Origin of the sequence: Deferribacter thermophilus, assembly GCF_049472675.1 — a bacterium.
In the GTDB taxonomy this organism is placed as follows: Bacteria; Chrysiogenota; Deferribacteres; order Deferribacterales; family Deferribacteraceae; genus Deferribacter; species Deferribacter thermophilus.
In genome coordinates, this window is sequence record NZ_JAPNXM010000003.1 from 32,069 (window position 1) to 47,764 (window position 15,696).

General features: G+C 33.3%; 19 protein-coding genes. 6 read left to right on the forward strand and 13 right to left on the reverse strand.

Going from position 1 to position 15,696, the window contains the following annotated elements; translation table 11 throughout:
- Positions 1–9: 9 nt before the first annotated feature.
- The 13 genes from nuoL to OWM07_RS03705 form a co-directional block, all read right to left on the reverse strand.
- Positions 10–1,917: an NADH-quinone oxidoreductase subunit L gene (gene nuoL / locus OWM07_RS03645; RefSeq protein WP_423302310.1), complete on the reverse strand. Its 1,908-nt coding sequence runs from the start codon at positions 1,915–1,917 to the stop codon at positions 10–12.
- Positions 1,918–1,927: 10 nt separating this feature from the next.
- Positions 1,928–2,233: an NADH-quinone oxidoreductase subunit NuoK gene (nuoK, locus tag OWM07_RS03650; RefSeq protein WP_423302493.1), complete on the reverse strand. Its 306-nt coding sequence runs from the start codon at positions 2,231–2,233 to the stop codon at positions 1,928–1,930.
- A 12-nt stretch (positions 2,234–2,245) separates the two neighbouring features.
- A complete protein-coding gene (locus tag OWM07_RS03655) occupies positions 2,246–2,746 on the reverse strand; it encodes an NADH-quinone oxidoreductase subunit J (protein WP_423302311.1) in 501 nt (166 codons plus the stop codon).
- Position 2,747: 1 nt separating this feature from the next.
- Positions 2,748–3,209, reverse strand: coding sequence for an NADH-quinone oxidoreductase subunit NuoI (gene nuoI, locus OWM07_RS03660; protein ID WP_423302312.1), 462 nt, complete (start codon positions 3,207–3,209; stop codon positions 2,748–2,750).
- A gap of 9 nt (positions 3,210–3,218) precedes the next feature.
- On the reverse strand, positions 3,219–4,202 hold the full coding sequence (gene nuoH / locus OWM07_RS03665) for an NADH-quinone oxidoreductase subunit NuoH (RefSeq protein WP_423302314.1): 984 nt from the start codon (positions 4,200–4,202) through the stop codon (positions 3,219–3,221).
- A gap of 20 nt (positions 4,203–4,222) precedes the next feature.
- Positions 4,223–6,514, reverse strand: a complete 2,292-nt coding sequence (locus OWM07_RS03670; protein ID WP_423302316.1) for a molybdopterin-dependent oxidoreductase — start codon at positions 6,512–6,514, stop codon at positions 4,223–4,225.
- 15 nt (positions 6,515–6,529) lie between these two features.
- Positions 6,530–8,320, reverse strand: coding sequence for an NADH-quinone oxidoreductase subunit NuoF (nuoF, locus tag OWM07_RS03675; protein WP_423302317.1), 1,791 nt, complete (start codon positions 8,318–8,320; stop codon positions 6,530–6,532).
- A 9-nt stretch (positions 8,321–8,329) separates the two neighbouring features.
- Entirely contained in the window at positions 8,330–8,845 is a 516-nt protein-coding gene (gene nuoE / locus OWM07_RS03680) for an NADH-quinone oxidoreductase subunit NuoE (protein ID WP_423302318.1), read from the reverse strand.
- Between the two features lie 9 nt (positions 8,846–8,854).
- On the reverse strand, positions 8,855–10,057 hold the full coding sequence (gene nuoD, locus OWM07_RS03685; protein WP_423302319.1) for an NADH dehydrogenase (quinone) subunit D: 1,203 nt from the start codon (positions 10,055–10,057) through the stop codon (positions 8,855–8,857).
- Between the two features lie 9 nt (positions 10,058–10,066).
- Positions 10,067–10,561 (reverse strand): NADH-quinone oxidoreductase subunit C, encoded by a 495-nt coding sequence (locus OWM07_RS03690; protein WP_423302320.1) that lies wholly within the window; start codon positions 10,559–10,561, stop codon positions 10,067–10,069.
- 8 nt (positions 10,562–10,569) lie between these two features.
- Entirely contained in the window at positions 10,570–11,046 is a 477-nt protein-coding gene (locus OWM07_RS03695; RefSeq protein WP_423302321.1) for a NuoB/complex I 20 kDa subunit family protein, read from the reverse strand.
- Positions 11,037–11,390 (reverse strand): NADH-quinone oxidoreductase subunit A, encoded by a 354-nt coding sequence (locus OWM07_RS03700; RefSeq protein WP_423302323.1) that lies wholly within the window; start codon positions 11,388–11,390, stop codon positions 11,037–11,039. Before OWM07_RS03700 ends, OWM07_RS03695 begins: the two co-directional genes overlap by 10 nt.
- A 121-nt stretch (positions 11,391–11,511) precedes the next feature.
- Entirely contained in the window at positions 11,512–12,417 is a 906-nt protein-coding gene (locus OWM07_RS03705) for an RluA family pseudouridine synthase (protein WP_423302494.1), read from the reverse strand.
- Positions 12,418–12,563: 146 nt separating this feature from the next.
- Here OWM07_RS03705 and rpsF point away from each other — a divergent pair, with 146 nt between their 5' ends.
- From rpsF to OWM07_RS03735, 6 genes are read left to right on the forward strand one after another with little or no spacing between them, the layout of a single operon-like run.
- Entirely contained in the window at positions 12,564–12,938 is a 375-nt protein-coding gene (rpsF, locus tag OWM07_RS03710) for a 30S ribosomal protein S6 (RefSeq protein ID WP_423302325.1), read from the forward strand.
- A 1-nt stretch (position 12,939) separates the two neighbouring features.
- Entirely contained in the window at positions 12,940–13,344 is a 405-nt protein-coding gene (ssb, locus tag OWM07_RS03715; RefSeq protein WP_423302327.1) for a single-stranded DNA-binding protein, read from the forward strand.
- 25 nt (positions 13,345–13,369) lie between these two features.
- The gene (gene rpsR / locus OWM07_RS03720; protein ID WP_423302328.1) at positions 13,370–13,600 is read left to right on the forward strand and encodes a 30S ribosomal protein S18; all 231 of its coding nucleotides are present in this window, start codon (positions 13,370–13,372) and stop codon (positions 13,598–13,600) included.
- 36 nt (positions 13,601–13,636) lie between these two features.
- Positions 13,637–14,509: a DUF2232 domain-containing protein gene (locus tag OWM07_RS03725; RefSeq protein ID WP_423302329.1), complete on the forward strand. Its 873-nt coding sequence runs from the start codon at positions 13,637–13,639 to the stop codon at positions 14,507–14,509.
- Positions 14,502–14,777, forward strand: a complete 276-nt coding sequence (locus OWM07_RS03730; protein ID WP_423302330.1) for a DUF1844 domain-containing protein — start codon at positions 14,502–14,504, stop codon at positions 14,775–14,777. The genes OWM07_RS03725 and OWM07_RS03730 overlap by 8 nt, the downstream gene beginning before the upstream one ends.
- Positions 14,764–15,672 carry a cation diffusion facilitator family transporter gene (locus OWM07_RS03735; protein WP_423302331.1) on the forward strand — a complete coding sequence of 303 codons (909 nt, stop codon included), beginning with the start codon at positions 14,764–14,766 and terminating at the stop codon, positions 15,670–15,672. Before OWM07_RS03730 ends, OWM07_RS03735 begins: the two co-directional genes overlap by 14 nt.
- The last annotated feature ends 24 nt before the right edge of the window (positions 15,673–15,696 follow it).

Here is a 15,696-nt window from a genome sequence, read left to right on the forward strand (position 1 = left end):
TTCAGCCCCCTACACCATATAGAAAATTGTTAATAGTATTACTACGCCAAGCACAAATGTGAATATGTATGTCTGTATTCTACCCGTTTGGATTATTCTAAAGAATCGTCCTAAAAATTGTGCCACCCAACCAAAGGCATTCACAATGAAATCTATGAAATTAACATCAAACCCTTTCCATAAGAATTTTGATATCATCACTATAGGCTGCACAAATAATGCATCATAGAGTTCATCAAAGTACCATTTATTGTAAAAGAACTTATGTATTGGCTTAAATGCTTTAATAGTTTTAGCAGGTAGCTCTGGATTTTTAACATAATATAGATATGATACATATATACCTGCAGCAGCAACTAGCACTGACAAAATCATTAACCCGTAGCTAGTACCTTTAGCTAAATGTGGTATATGTAAATGCTCTGATACTAATACTGGCTCTAAAAACTTGTGGATAAATCCATGCTCTGGTGGAAATCCGAAAAATCCTGCCAAAACAGACATGATAGCAAGCAAAACCAATGGAAAAGTCATTTGCCATGGTGATTCATGAGCATGGTCATATAAATGTTTGTCTCTTGGTTTACCTACAAATACATACCACCATAATCTAAACATATAAAATGCAGTCATAAATGCGACGACTGTTCCTACAAGCCATGCAAATTTATGTCCACTTGCAAAAGTCATTGCTAATATTTCATCTTTACTAAAAAATCCAGCAAATGGTGGAATACCTGCAATAGCTATACACCCAATTAAGAATGTGTACCCCGTAATCTTCATTTTATTAAGTAAACCACCCATTTTCCTAATATCTAATTCATCCTGCATAGCATGCATTACACTACCAGAACATAAGAATAATAGAGCTTTAAAGAATGCATGTGTGAATAAATGGAATATACCAGCAATGTATGCACCAACACCTGTTGCCATAATCATATATCCAAGCTGACTAACAGTTGAGTATGCCAAAACTCGTTTAAAGTCAAACTGAGTTAAACCTATAGTAGCACCTAAGAGAGCTGTGGCCGCCCCAACAAAAACAACTATTTCACTTGTTGTGTGAGCCTGAGAAAATAATGGATTACATCTAGCTACCATATATACACCAGCAGTAACCATTGTAGCAGCGTGAATAAGAGCTGAAACTGGTGTAGGACCTTCCATAGCATCAGGCAACCAAACATGCAGTGGAAATTGAGCTGATTTACCTATAGCACCACAAAAAAGCCCAAATGTCATTAAATCCAATAAACTCAAGTTCAAGCCAAAGATATTAAAAGTACTATCTTTAATACTCTTAATAATTTCATAATTAAAAGCATCATTATAGTTTAGGCTTTTAAAAGTCATAATTACTAAAAGGATACCTATATAAAATCCAAAGTCTCCAATTCTATTTACTACAAATGCTTTTTTAGAAGCATCAGCTGCACTTTTCTTATGAAACCAAAAACCAATTAATGCATAAGATGAAAGACCAACAAGCTCCCAACCAACAAACAGCATTAAAAAGTTATTCCCAAGCACAAGAATAAGCATTGAAAGAGTAAACATTGAAAGATATGTAAAAAATCTCCAATAACCGGAATCATGCTCCATATATCCAATCGAATAAATATGAACCATTGTACTAACAAAGGTTACTACTATTAACATAATAGCTGAAAGTGGATCAATTAAAATCCCAAATGGTATCGTAATTTTACCAGCTATAACCCACTCATAAACTGTAGCATCTAATTTATACCCATTAGCTACTCTAAAAAAAGTCACTATAGACAAAAGCAATGATATCAAAACTCCAGCTATTGCTACATAATGAGCTTTCTTTTTTATGTATAACCTTCCAAAAATACCATTAATCAAAAATGCTGCTAAAGGTCCTAAAAGTATCCCTAACTCAATCATGTCCCTACTCCTATCCTCTTAGTGAATTAATTTCATCAGCATTAATTGTTGATTTATTCCTAAATAGAGTGATGATTAATGCAAGCCCCACTGCAGCTTCAGCAGCAGCCACGCACATAACAAAAACTATAAATATCTGTCCAGTCATAGTATGCAAATATTTTGAATAAGCAGCAAGATTTATATTAACAGCATTAAGCATCAATTCCAATGACATAAACATTACAATCAGATTTCTTCTAATTAAAACACCTGTCATACCAATACCAAATAGAATAGCACTTAGTACCAAATAATGTTGTAATGTAAGACCCATCATCCACCTCCCCTACTCTTTCTTCGCCAATACTATTGCACCAATCATAGCTACAAGCAGCAGGATAGATGCAATTTCAAATGGAACAAGATATTCTGTAAAAAGAACTTTCCCAAACAACTTTACATTTCCATGCTGAGCCATTAGTTGATCAGTTATGTCACCTTTCTGTCCTAATATGTTTGATGTTTTAACAGCAAACAATACCTGTATTACTATAATAATTGAAACTACTGTTCCTAAAGCATATCTAAATGGTATTTTTATAAATCCATGTGATTTTGGATTTAATAATATCACAACGAATAGGTAAAGAACTAAAATAGCTCCAGCATAAACCAACACCTGAATTGCAGCTATAAATTCTGCATCAAGCTGAACAAAAATTCCAGCAACACTAAAAAAAGTAAGTAGCATCCACAATGCAGAATGTACAGGGTTAATCCTGGTTATCATGAAAAGAGCTGATACAATAGCCAAAAATGCCAAAATGTAAAATGCTACCTGTTCCATTTTATTCTCCTTTATCCTTTAAATATTCTTTATATTTATCAACAAGAAATCTCATATTAACCCTGTACCCATCTCTTGTAGGTCTAACAACATCATAGCTTCTACCCATGTGAATCGCATCAACTGGACATGCTTCTTCACAAAATCCACAGTAAATACATCTATCTAACTCTATTTCATATTTTCTTATCAATCTTTCACCGTTTGGCCCTGCATCTGTTTCTATGTAGATACATTCGGATGGGCAAACCCTTTCACACAAGTAGCATCCAACACATTTAGGATTTCCGTTTTCATCAGTTTTCATGTAATGAACACCACGAAATCTTTCAAAAATAGGGGTGGCCTCAAATGGGTATTTATATGTAACAGGTTTTTTAAACATATGTTTTAAGGTAACACCCATCCCTTGTAATATCTCTGTAAAAAATATGTAGTCAAAAATATTTTTATTCTTAGCCATCTTTCACCCCTATCTCACTATGTATACAATTATTGATGTTACTAGTATATTTGCTAAAGCAATCGGTATAAGAACTTTCCAACCAAGAGACATTAGTTGATCGAATCTAAGCCTTGGCAATGTTGCTCTAAGCCACAGATATAAAAACATAAAGAATAATACTTTTATAACAAACCATACAAAGCCTGGTAAAATTGGGCCATTCCATCCACCTAAAAATACAATTGTGGCTATTGAAGATACCACATACATATTTGCATATTCTGCCAAAAAGAATAATGCAAATTTCATACTTGAATATTCAACATGAAAACCTGCAACAAGCTCTGTTTCTGCTTCGGGTAAGTCAAAAGGTGCTCTATTCGTCTCAGCAATAGCTGAAATTAAATAAACAACAAATGCTACAAACTGTGGTACTATAAACCAAAGCCCTTTTTGAGCAATGGTAATATCTCTAAGTGATAAAGACCCAGCAAGCAAAATTGGTCCGATTAGTGATAACCCCATTGCGGTCTCGTAGCTGATTACTTGTGCAGAAGATCTCAAGCTACCTAATAGGGCATATTTTGAGTTTGAAGCCCAACCTGACATAATTATACCGTATGTACCAACTGAGGATAATGCCAGTATATATAATAAACCGATATTGATATCTGTTATATATGGCTGCACTTCTTTTCCAAAAATAACAAACTTATCTGCAAAAGGGATTACTGCAAAAGCACTAAGCGCTGGTATTAAACTTAGTAGTGGAGCTATTATAAAAACTGGTTTATCAACCATATCAGGAACTAAATCTTCTTTCATTAAAAGCTTCAATCCATCAGCAATTGGCTGAAGTAAACCTTTCCAACCAACATGTGTAGGTCCTAGCCTTACCTGCATATGACCAATTACTTTTCTTTCAGCCCATGTTATGTAAGCAACACTTATAAGCACAACAGTTATAACAATCAGAATCTTAATTACTGTTAAAATTATCCCCACTAACATACCCTACCTCATCTATATTTTTATAAATGTTTTATTAATTCTACTTTTAAATAATCCCCTTCAAAAAACAGTGGAGCCGTTTCTTTAAAATCTTTTGGTATTGCAACTGTTCCTGCAGGTATTTTCTTATCAATTGTCACTCTATATTTAAAAGACTCTTTCCCTATTTTTACGGTAACAAAATCATTTTCATTAACATTAAGTTTCTTAGCATCTTCAGGGTTAATTTCAAGAAGAGGCTCTCCATATACCTTACTTAAATCATAAGATCTTCTTGTAAAGGAACCATTATGCAATCTCAAATACGCTGGATATAACTCATACTCACCTTCACCTTTTATCTCAAAACTTCCCTGTACCCTTTCTTTAATTCTATATGGGTATTTAACTATCCCCCCGTTCCAGTCTACCCCTTTGTAAATAGGATTTTCATCTTCAATCATCTTCCTAATTGAAAATAAGTCATCATTTACTTTAACATCAAATCTACTCATTAGATCTACAATTATTTTTCTATCTGTAAATACACCCTTATCGACAGCTTTATTTAGTGATTGAACTCTACCTTCAAAGTTTGTAAATGAACCATCTTTTTCTGCAAATGTAGCAACAGGGATATACACATTTGATAATTCAGCAGTTTCACTAAAGAATGGATCTGTAACAAATACAAGTTCTAAATCATTTAAAATATTTAATAAGTCATAATATTCTGACCTAACAGCAATATTTTCACCAAATATTAAAAGAGCTTTTATTTTATCTGACTCTACCCCTTCTCTTAAATCTACCCCTTTATCAGCATCCACATAGCCAGGTTTTAAACCATTTAAACAACCCATATCAACAATGCCTTGAGAATTATTTTTAGATTTTGCTGGCACTATCTTTGCATTTGGTAGTTTAGAGGATAGCTCCTTTATAATTTCAACATCTTTTAAGTTGTATGGGTTAAAAACTAAAACTGGCTTTTCACTCTCTTTTAATCTTTTAGCTACTTCAGCATAATTATTTTCTTCACCATCAAGTGCCTTAATCAGCTTTTCAACCTCATTATATAAATCTGATGGTTTATACACAAAAAATTCTGTTGCCACCCTTTTTAGTGGTGTAACATTTGGGTAAAAAACATATAAATTAGAATCCTCTCTTCTACCAGCTACTCTAATCGAATAACCCAATACTGGATTTGATTCTGTAATATCAATATTAAATACTAACAGGCAATCACTGCCTTCCACATCTTGATATGTAGCATCTGGTAAAACTAAATCAGTTTCTAAAGAATATACATTATTTGTTTTAAGAACATCTCTAGCTAACTTTTGAGCTAAAAATGCCTCTTCATTAGTTAACCTTGGTGAAACAATAACTCCTATACTTTCACTACCATATTTCTCAACTACTGATTTTAATTTATCAGCTACATGGTTGATAGCACCTTCATAATCAACATCCTTATATTCATCTGCTTCTTTAACTTTAGGATTTAACTGCCTTTCAGTTGAGTTAATAAGCTCATAACCAAACCTACCTTTAGCACATAGCAACCCTTTATTAACACCTTTTTCTACATCTTCTCTAATTCTGTAGACTTCATTATCCTCATGATCCACTATAACTGTACACCCGCATGAACAATAACCACAAATAGTTTCTGTATGTTCAAGATTCCATGGCCTGTTTTTAAATAGATAAACCCTGTTATTCAGTGAACCAACTGGACAAACACTCATACACTGTCCACAGTATTCACAATTCCATGGCTGATCAAAAGCTGTTCCAATATATGTTTCAACCCCTCTATTTATAAAAGAGATTGCTTCTACATTTACGATTTCATCACAAATTCTTACACATTTACCACAAAGAACACATCTGTCTATATCCCTTTCGATAAATGGGTTAGTGTGATCTACAGGGTTATTATTTGGTTTTTCATCAAATCTAACCTTTGCTACACCAAACTCATAGGTCAAATCCTGTAAAAGACATTCACCACCTTTATCGCAAACTGGACAATCCAAAGGATGATTTATAAGGAGCAACTCAATCAATGTTTTTCTTATATTCTGTAATTTCTCACTGTTTGTAATAACTTCCATATTATCAGAAACTGGAGTGGTACAAGCAGTCATTAGTTTAGGACTGCCCTTTACTTCAACAAGACATACACGACATGCACCAAAAGGGTTTAAATTTTTGTGATGGCACATGATGGGTATGTGCACACCTGCTTTTTCAGCTGCTTCTAAAATTGTTGTTCCTGGCTCTACCTGTACTTCAACTCCGTCTATTTTAACGGTCAACATATCCCAACCTCACTATTAGTCTATAGCGTTAAATGGACAATTTACTATACATTCACGACATTTTACACATTTACTTTTATCTATATAAGCAACTTTACCTTTCTCCCAAGTTATTGCTCCCACTGGGCAAACCTTAAAGCAGATACCACACTTTTTACATCTATCTTCATCTACAACAAATTCGATTAACTCTGGACATTCCCTAGCTGGACATTTTTTATCTTTAATATGTGTTTCATATTCTTCTCTAAAGTATTTAATTGTAGTTAATACTGGATTTGGCGCAGTTTGGCCCAAACCACAAAGTGAAGCAGTTTTTATATCCATCGCTAAAGATTCCAACAATTCTATATCACCCTCTCTACCTTCACCTGCACAAATCCTCTCTAAAATATCAAGCATGGTTTTAGTACCAATCCTACATGGGATACATTTTCCACAGGACTCACGCTGAGTGAAAGTTAAAAAGAATTTTGCAACATTAACCATGCAGTTTGTCTCATCCATTACAACTACACCACCAGAACCCATCATAGCACCTGCAGCTATCAACGAGTCATAATCTATCGGTGTATCAAGCAAACTTTCTGGCAAACAACCACCAGATGGTCCACCAAGCTGAACTGCTTTAATCTTTCTTCTTTTAGGGATACCACCACCAACATCAAATACTAACTGTCTAACTGTAACACCCATTGGTACTTCTATAAGACCTGTACTTTTAACCTTACCACTTAATGCGAAGATTTTAGTACCTTTAGATTTCTCAGTACCTATGGATGCATACCAATCAGCACCTTTCTTTATTATCAATGGTAAATTTGCAAAAGTCTCCACATTATTCACATTAGATGGTTTACCCCAAAGCCCCTTAACAGCTGGAAATGGAGGCCTTGGTCTTGGCATACCTCTTTGTCCTTCGATGGAAGCAATTAGTGCAGTCTCTTCACCACAAACAAATGCACCAGCACCTTCTTTTAGATGAAGGTGAAACTCAAAATCTGTTCTTAATATATTTTTACCCAAGAAACCTCTTTCTTCAGCATCTTTTAAAGCTTTTTTAACCCTTTTAATTGCAAGAGGATACTCAGCACGGCAGTAAATATAACCTTCTTTACAACCTATTGCATAAGCTGCAATCAACATCCCTTCAATTACAGCGTGTGGGTTACCCTCAATAATACTTCTATCCATAAAAGCACCAGGATCACCCTCATCTGCATTACAAATGAGATATTTCAAATCCCCTTTTGATGCTCTACAAAATGTCCACTTCAAGCCAGTAGGGAAACCACCGCCACCTCTACCTCTTAATCCTGATTTTTTAACTTCTTCTATAACTTCCTCTGGTGTCATTTCCTTTAAAACTTTTTTGATTGCCTCATAACCACCATGAGCTATATAATCATCTATATCTTCTGGATCTACTTTTCCACAATCTTCTAAAACATATCTTTTCTGAAATTTATAAAAGTCATAATAATCTTTTTTAGCTGCCCACTTCTTAACTACTTCACCTTTAATAATATGCTCTTCAACTATAGTAGGAACTATTTCTGAGGTTACATGTTCATAAGTAACAACTTCTTGACCTGGAATGTATATATCAACCAAGACATCCCTTGCACACAACCCTCTACATCCAGTTGCTTTTACTTTACAATTTCTCTCTTTAACTTCTCCAATAAGACCATGTTTTTTAAACTCTTCTTCAAATGCTGACATAACCTCAGCACCACCTGAGGCCACACCAGCTGTACCCATACAAACATGAACTTCTATTCTATCAAGATTTTGAGTACTCATATCCTACCCCTAATCATCTTTTTTAGCATATTCCCTAAAAATCTCTCTGGCCTTTTCAGGGGTTAAACTACCGTAAGTTTTATCATTTATCATAATAACTGGTGCCATACCACAAGCACCAATGCAAGAAACCTCTTCAAGGGTAAATTTTAAATCGCTTGATGTTTCACCATCTCTAATACCGAATTCCTCTGTCACCACTTCAGATATACGCCCAGAACCCTTAACATGGCATGCAGTACCTCTACAAACCCTAATAACATACTTACCTCTTGGTGTTGTATAAAACTGAGCATAAAAAGTAATAACTCCATAAATAGTATGCGGGGACATGTTAAGATTTTCTGCAATCCTATCTACCATCTCTTTAGACAAATACCCATAGTGATCTTGTACTTTCTGCAACACAGGGATAGTGGCTCCCTTTTTCCCTTTATATTCAGCACATATTTTATCAATTGCACTTAAATCTAATTCCTCTTTTACTTCTTCTTGTTCTTTTTTTTCTATGATGTTTTCAGCCATAGGCTTCCCCTATCTATCAATTTCGCCTAAAACTATATCTATACTACCAATAATACCAACTAAATCTGCAATCATGTGCCCCTTAGACATAGCAGGTAACGCACCAAGATTTACAAAAGATGCTGCCCTTATTTTTAATCTATATGGTTTCTCTTTACCATCACTCACAATGTAAAATCCAACTTCCCCTTTAGGCGCCTCTACACATGCATAAGTCTCACCTTCAGGAGTCCTAAACCCTTTTGATATAAGGTAAAACCTTCTTATAAGAGCCTCCATTCTTTCATAAACTTCTTGATGTGAAGGCATCCCCACTCTTGGGTCATCAGTCATTACTGGACCTTCTGGAATCTGCTCAAGTGCCTGTTCTAATATCTTTCTTGATTCTCTCATCTCTTTTACACGAACCTGATATCTTGAATAGATATCACAACCATCAAAGCAAGCCACTTCAAAATCGAATCTATCATAAATTGAGTAAGGCTCAGCCTTTCTTAAATCAAATGGGATGCCTGAGCCTCTCATTATTGGACCACTTACACCATAATCTTGAGCATCTTCAGGTGATAAATAACCAACACCTTTGGTACGCTTTAGCCAAATTCTATTTTTTGTTAAGAGTCTTTCGTATGTATCAACCCTTTCATCAAATATTTCAACGAACTCTCTTAACCTATCAAAAAACTCAGGTGGCACATCTTCTCTAATACCCCCAATCCTAATCCAAGAGCTAGTCATCCTTTGACCAGTAGCTATTTCAAACATATCCAAAATCATTTCTCTTTCTCTAAACGCATAAAGGAAGACTGTCATAGCGCCAAGATCTAAAGCGTGTGTTGCAATCCAAACCAAGTGACTAGCAAGCCTTGCTAACTCTGCAAATATAACCCTTAAATACTCAGCTCTTTCTGGGATTTTCACATCAAAAAACTTCTCAACTGCAAGACAGTATGCAAGGTTGTTTGATAAAGGTGATAGATAATCTAATCTGTCTGTTAAAGGGATAAACTGATGATAAGTTCTATTTTCTGCAAGCTTTTCAACACCTCTATGCAAAAAACCTATATCAGGTCTCACATCGACAATAGTTTCCCCATCTAAATCTACAACAAGCCTCAAAACACCATGTGTACTAGGGTGCTGAGGCCCCATGTTTACCGTAATAACTTCGCCTAAATAATCTTTTGATTCATTGATCTTTACATTCTCCATAGCCAACCCCTACTTTGTAAACCTTATACCTAAATTCTGCTCATCAAACTTATTAAACCACTTACGCTCTTTTAAAGGGAAATCTTTTCTGAGTGGATGCCCTTCAAAAAAGTCTGGCAATAATATCCTTCTTAAGTCAGGATGACCTTCAAAAACAACACCTACAAGGTCATACTGCTCCCTTTCCATGAAGTTAGCACCCTTCCATATATCAGTAACAGTCTCTATCTTTTCATCAGGAATCATAACCTTAACAAAAACTCTAATATTATTTTCAATTGAGTAAATATTATATACGACATCAAACTTCATATCACGATTAGGCCAATGAGTAGCCACTATATCAACAATATATTTAAAAGAAAACTTCTCTTTTAACTCCCTCAAAACATCTTTAAAAATCGATTTGTCAACTGTTAAAAAATTACATTTAAACTCTACTTTCCCTGAAACTTTACCTGGATACTTTTCTGAAAAATATTTTACAATATCATCAAAAACCATACCACACCTCATTTTCTCAATATCTTATCATGTTTAATCTTTTCTTGTAGAGCAACAATAGCATCCAGTAAAGCCTCAGGTCTTGGAGGACAACCAGGTATATAAAAATCCACTGGAACTATTTCATCAACCCCCTGAACAGTGGAATATGTATTAAAAATACCACCACTTGTTGCACAACTACCCATCGCAATAACCCATTTTGGCTCTGGCATTTGATCATAAACTTTTCTAACCACTGGAGCCATCTTTCTGGTAACTGTACCTGCCACTATCATTAAATCAGCCTGCCTTGGAGTAGCCCTAAAAATTACCCCAAGCCTATCAAGGTCATATTTAGATGCTCCAGCAGCCATCATCTCAATAGCACAACAAGCAAGACCAAAAGTTACAGGCCAAATAGATGACCTTCTTGCCCAATTAATTACACTATCAATAGTTGTTGTAATAATATTGTCCGAAAACTTATGCTCGATTAAGCCCATTCTAACGCTCCTTTTCTCCAAGCATAGAAATAACCAAATACTAAAATAATTATAAAAATTATCATCTCGATTAACCCAAACAAGCCTATCATATCAAAAGCAACAGCCCATGGGAAAAGAAAAACTGTTTCAACATCAAAAATAACAAAAAGCATTGCTACAATATAAAACTTAACACTATACCTTTTTCTTGCATCAGAAAATTCAGGCATACCACATTCATAAACGCTCAGCTTAACCTTTTCAGGCTTATTAGGTCTTACTAAAACACCAACTGTAATTGTTATTACTCCTATCAATGCTGAAATTATTAACATTATTGCTATTGGTAAATAAGGACTCATAACCCACCTCTGTATTTTGTATACAGTATGCACTTTATCTATCACATGATTATAAAAGTGTCAACAATAAACATTGTTTTAATTCAATAGAAAATAATATTGAAATTTTCTATACCTACTATTAGTCTTTAAATTGCTCCAGTAAACTTATCATATCCTTTGGCAAATCGATCTCAAATACTTTATGATCATCAGTAAAAGGGCATTTAAAACTCAAAAAATAAGCATGCAACGCCTGTCTCTCAAACTTTATCTTACTACTTAACTTACTCCCATAAACACTATCCCCAACAATAGGATAACCCAAGTATGAGCAATGAACTCTTATCTGATGAGTCCTACCAGTGAAAATTTTTACATCTGCTAAGAAAATTTTGTTGTATCTTTTTAAAACAGTTATTTTAGTTTTGGCATATCTTCCATTTTCAACAACTGCCATCTTCTTTCTATCTACAGGGTGTCTTCCGATATTATTTTCTACTATAAATTCATCTTGTTTAGGGTTTCCATAGCAGATAGCGTAATACTTTTTTTCTATGAGCCTATCTTTAAATAAATTTGATAATTTCTCCCTTACATCTCTATTTTTCGCTATCAAAATTAGTCCCGATGTATCTTTATCCAGCCTATGAACAATACCAGGCCTAACATCGTTATCATCATTTATATTATAATGATAAAGCAAGGCATTCACTAAAGTGTTGTCAGTATTACCTGGAGCAGGATGGACACAAAGACCTGCAGGTTTATTTATAACTACATAAAACTCATTTTCAAACACTACTTCTATTGGAATATTAGCAGGCTTTAAATCCAGCTTTTCCTCAGGTGGAATTTTGACTAAAATTTCATCTCCTAAATCAATCTTATATGAAGGCTTTACAACATTATTATTAATTAATACCAAACCCTCCTTAATAAGTTTGGAGCAATAATTTCTCGACTTTTCTAAAACAGAAGATAAGTAGACATCTATCCTAACATCTGAAATATCACTAATAAGTTCGATCTCTTTTATCATAACCATATATTCTATATATTGTTCTTTTACTGTAAAGAAATTTTTCAAAGACAAAGAAATTATTGACAAAGTAGATAACAACTGTTATTAGCTTCAAACACCTTGCTATGTGACATTTAGGGCACATGGCTAATAAACCATAAGGAGGAAAAATGAGACCATACGAAACACTTTTTATCGTAAAACCTGATCTTTCTGTAGAAGATGCCACTAAGGTGTTTGAATCATTCAAAGAACTTATCAAAAAAAATGGTGGCAATATTCTGCATGAAGAAGCTTGGGGGAAAAAGACCCTTGCTTACAAAATCCAAAAATTTAGTGAAGGTTATTACTTCCTTCTCAATTTTGAAGCTGAACCTAATTTTCCTAAAGAACTCGAAAGAAGATTTAGAATTAATGAAAATGTAATTCGTTTTATAGTGGTAAAAATTGATGGGAAAAAGTTTAAATTAAGAAATAAGCCAGCTCAAGAAGAAAAAGAAGAAACAAAAACAGAAGAAACAACTCAAGAAACCGCTGAGGAATAAAATGGGTTTTTTAAATAAAGTTATTTTACTGGGCAATGTCACCAGAAACCCTGAGGTTAGATATATTCCTGGAAGTGGGACACCTGTGGCTACCTTTGGGCTAGCTATAAATAGAAGGTATAAACAGGGGGATGATTTAAGAGAAGAAACATGCTTTATAGACATTGTAGCTTTTTCGAAATTAGCTGAGTTTGCTGGAGAATATATTGCAAAAGGGATTTCTGTGCTTGTAGAGGGCAGATTAAGTTATAGAACTTGGGAACAAGATGGACAAAGAAGAAGTAAACACGAAGTTGTTGCAGAAAATATACAGCTAGTGTGGAAAAAAGAAAAATTAGCTGATGCAACAGATGTAATTGATGAGTTAAACGACGACAACTTTGATGAAGATGACATCCCTTTTTAGACTTAAAATTAAAGGAGGAAAATAAATGGCTGTAGTTAGAAAAAAATTTCAAAGACAAAAAGTTTGTAAATTTTGTACAGAAAATTTAGATATTGACTATAAAGATGCTAACTTATTAAAGCAGTTTATAACTGAGCGTGGAAAAATTATGCCTAGAAGACTAACAGGTACCTGTGCAAAACATCAAAGAAGATTAGCTGATGCTATCAAAACTGCAAGGATAATGGCATTAATTCCATTTACATTGAATAAGTAACTATTTAAGGGGGCTCCCCCCTTCTCTTTTACGACTATGATTAATACGGTCTCTATATTTCATTTAGTTCTAAGTTTTACTTTATTTACATTTAACATTTACAACCCCTACTTTGGACTATTTCTGGGCTTGATATCTCCATTATTTTTACTATTTTATTTCGACCTTTCTAGCAAACTTAAAATAGAATTAATCGTTGCCTTAATTATTTATGGTTTAATGTTTAAAACTTTTTTAGTTTATTACCTTTTAGCAGTTCTTATCCCTGTTATCTTTATTATATACTTGAAAGATAAATCTGAATTTACTGCTGGTTTACCATCATTGCTAATATCCTCATTGGTGCTATTATTTTTTCAAGATATTAGAGAAGCTTTCATATCAAATATGAGTCAAAATCTTTTATCCTATTTAGAGATGATTAAATCCAGTGCCACTGTGGACAAATTATTATATCTTGATAAAATTAAAAACAATATAGATAAAATAGCAACAACATTTATATATATAATGCCTGGATTAAGTTTTGCTTATATCACTTTTATCACTTATTTAAATAAGCGTTTTTATCAAAAAATAAAAAAAGAACCTGTTAAACCTTTAATTGTACCTTTTAAAATAATACCAGTTTTTGTCATTGGTGGTTTTTTAATTTTAGCAAATTCATATACTGCGAAAATTATTTCATATAACACTTTTATAATTTTCTTTATGTTTTTCTTTTTACAAGGGATTGAAATCATTGAATACTGGTTGAAAAAACTAAAATTTCCAATACTTTTAAAATATATAGTCTATTTTTTTGTTATTTTAGAACCACCTATTACTTTAATTGTAAGTTTTATCGGGTTGTTTGATATTTGGATAGATTTTAGAAAAATTAATAAAAAGGGAGGGGAAAATGGATGAAAGAAGCTATTTTGAAACATTATTTCTCTCTCTTGTAGCCACTTTTGAAACAAATACATTAATAGCTCTTGGTAAATTAAGTAACCCTATCTCTGGAAAAATAGAAAAAGATCTTAACGCTGCTAAAATGAATATCGATATTTTAAGGATGCTTCGAGAGAAAACTAAAAACAATTTAACAGAAAATGAAGCAAAGCATCTAACTTCTGTAATAACAAATTTAGAACTAAATTATGTAGAAGAGTCAAAATCTAATGAAAAAAGCTAACGCACCTAAGATTGCAATAGCTGTTGCCTTTTTCCTTGCCTGCACCAAAGTAATATTCGGTATATTAGTAAACTCTATGGCAATTGTTTCTTCTGCAGCTGATTCCATTTTAGATGTAATCTCATCATCTATAAACTATATAGCTATTAAAAAAGCTGATGAACCACCTGATGAAAAACACCCTTATGGACATGCAAAATTTGAATCTCTGGCTACTTATATTCAATCTTTAATAATTTTAGCTTCAGGTGGTTTTATTTTTTATAAAAGTATCTTGAAAATTGTACACAAACAGGCAATCACAGATCTAAATACTGGTATATACATTATGATAATTTCTCTATTATCAACTACTCTATTAGTAATTTACTTAACTATTGCAGCCAAAAAAACTAAATCATCAATCATTGAAGCTGATGCTCTACATTATAAAGTGGATATATTAAGCAATTTGGGGATTTTGATTGCATTAATCATTATAAAATATACAAATTTTCAAATTATTGATCCTATACTTTCTATTTTAGTTGCATTTTATATCATTTATTCTGCTATAAATCTAAACATAAAAGTAAGTATGGATTTATTGGATGCTGAAATACCAGCAGAAGTAAAAGAGGACATTTTAAATATACTTAAAGAATTTGATAAATACCATCTGGACACTCATCGGATTAGAACAAGACAAGCTGGCAACAACAAATTCTTAGATATGCATATAACTTTATGTAGAAATTTAAAATTAGAAGAAGCTCATAAAATAACTCAACTAATAGAGAATAGGCTGAAAGAAAAAATTGATAATCTCGATGTAACAATCCATATGGATCCATGTGATGAAAAAAATTGCCCAGGGATTGAAGCTTGCAATAATCATAAAATAAGAATAGATTAGCAAAAATTTAAATAAAGGAGGATG

What these genes read in the sequence shown, in the direction of transcription:
- nuoL (WP_423302310.1), bottom strand. Translation starts at nt 1,917, where the DNA reads ATGATTGAGTTAGGGATACTTTTAGGACCTTTAGCAGCATTTTTGATT.
- nuoK (WP_423302493.1), bottom strand. Translation starts at nt 2,233, where the DNA reads ATGGGTCTTACATTACAACATTATTTGGTACTAAGTGCTATTCTATTT.
- OWM07_RS03655 (WP_423302311.1), bottom strand. Translation starts at nt 2,746, where the DNA reads ATGGAACAGGTAGCATTTTACATTTTGGCATTTTTGGCTATTGTATCA.
- nuoI (WP_423302312.1), bottom strand. Translation starts at nt 3,209, where the DNA reads ATGGCTAAGAATAAAAATATTTTTGACTACATATTTTTTACAGAGATA.
- nuoH (WP_423302314.1), bottom strand. Translation starts at nt 4,202, where the DNA reads ATGTTAGTGGGGATAATTTTAACAGTAATTAAGATTCTGATTGTTATA.
- OWM07_RS03670 (WP_423302316.1), bottom strand. Translation starts at nt 6,514, where the DNA reads ATGTTGACCGTTAAAATAGACGGAGTTGAAGTACAGGTAGAGCCAGGA.
- nuoF (WP_423302317.1), bottom strand. Translation starts at nt 8,320, where the DNA reads ATGAGTACTCAAAATCTTGATAGAATAGAAGTTCATGTTTGTATGGGT.
- nuoE (WP_423302318.1), bottom strand. Translation starts at nt 8,845, where the DNA reads ATGGCTGAAAACATCATAGAAAAAAAAGAACAAGAAGAAGTAAAAGAG.
- nuoD (WP_423302319.1), bottom strand. Translation starts at nt 10,057, where the DNA reads ATGGAGAATGTAAAGATCAATGAATCAAAAGATTATTTAGGCGAAGTT.
- OWM07_RS03690 (WP_423302320.1), bottom strand. Translation starts at nt 10,561, where the DNA reads ATGGTTTTTGATGATATTGTAAAATATTTTTCAGAAAAGTATCCAGGT.
- OWM07_RS03695 (WP_423302321.1), bottom strand. Translation starts at nt 11,046, where the DNA reads ATGGGCTTAATCGAGCATAAGTTTTCGGACAATATTATTACAACAACT.
- OWM07_RS03700 (WP_423302323.1), bottom strand. Translation starts at nt 11,390, where the DNA reads ATGAGTCCTTATTTACCAATAGCAATAATGTTAATAATTTCAGCATTG.
- OWM07_RS03705 (WP_423302494.1), bottom strand. Translation starts at nt 12,417, where the DNA reads ATGGTTATGATAAAAGAGATCGAACTTATTAGTGATATTTCAGATGTT.
- rpsF (WP_423302325.1), top strand. Translation starts at nt 12,564, where the DNA reads ATGAGACCATACGAAACACTTTTTATCGTAAAACCTGATCTTTCTGTA.
- ssb (WP_423302327.1), top strand. Translation starts at nt 12,940, where the DNA reads ATGGGTTTTTTAAATAAAGTTATTTTACTGGGCAATGTCACCAGAAAC.
- rpsR (WP_423302328.1), top strand. Translation starts at nt 13,370, where the DNA reads ATGGCTGTAGTTAGAAAAAAATTTCAAAGACAAAAAGTTTGTAAATTT.
- OWM07_RS03725 (WP_423302329.1), top strand. Translation starts at nt 13,637, where the DNA reads ATGATTAATACGGTCTCTATATTTCATTTAGTTCTAAGTTTTACTTTA.
- OWM07_RS03730 (WP_423302330.1), top strand. Translation starts at nt 14,502, where the DNA reads ATGGATGAAAGAAGCTATTTTGAAACATTATTTCTCTCTCTTGTAGCC.
- OWM07_RS03735 (WP_423302331.1), top strand. Translation starts at nt 14,764, where the DNA reads ATGAAAAAAGCTAACGCACCTAAGATTGCAATAGCTGTTGCCTTTTTC.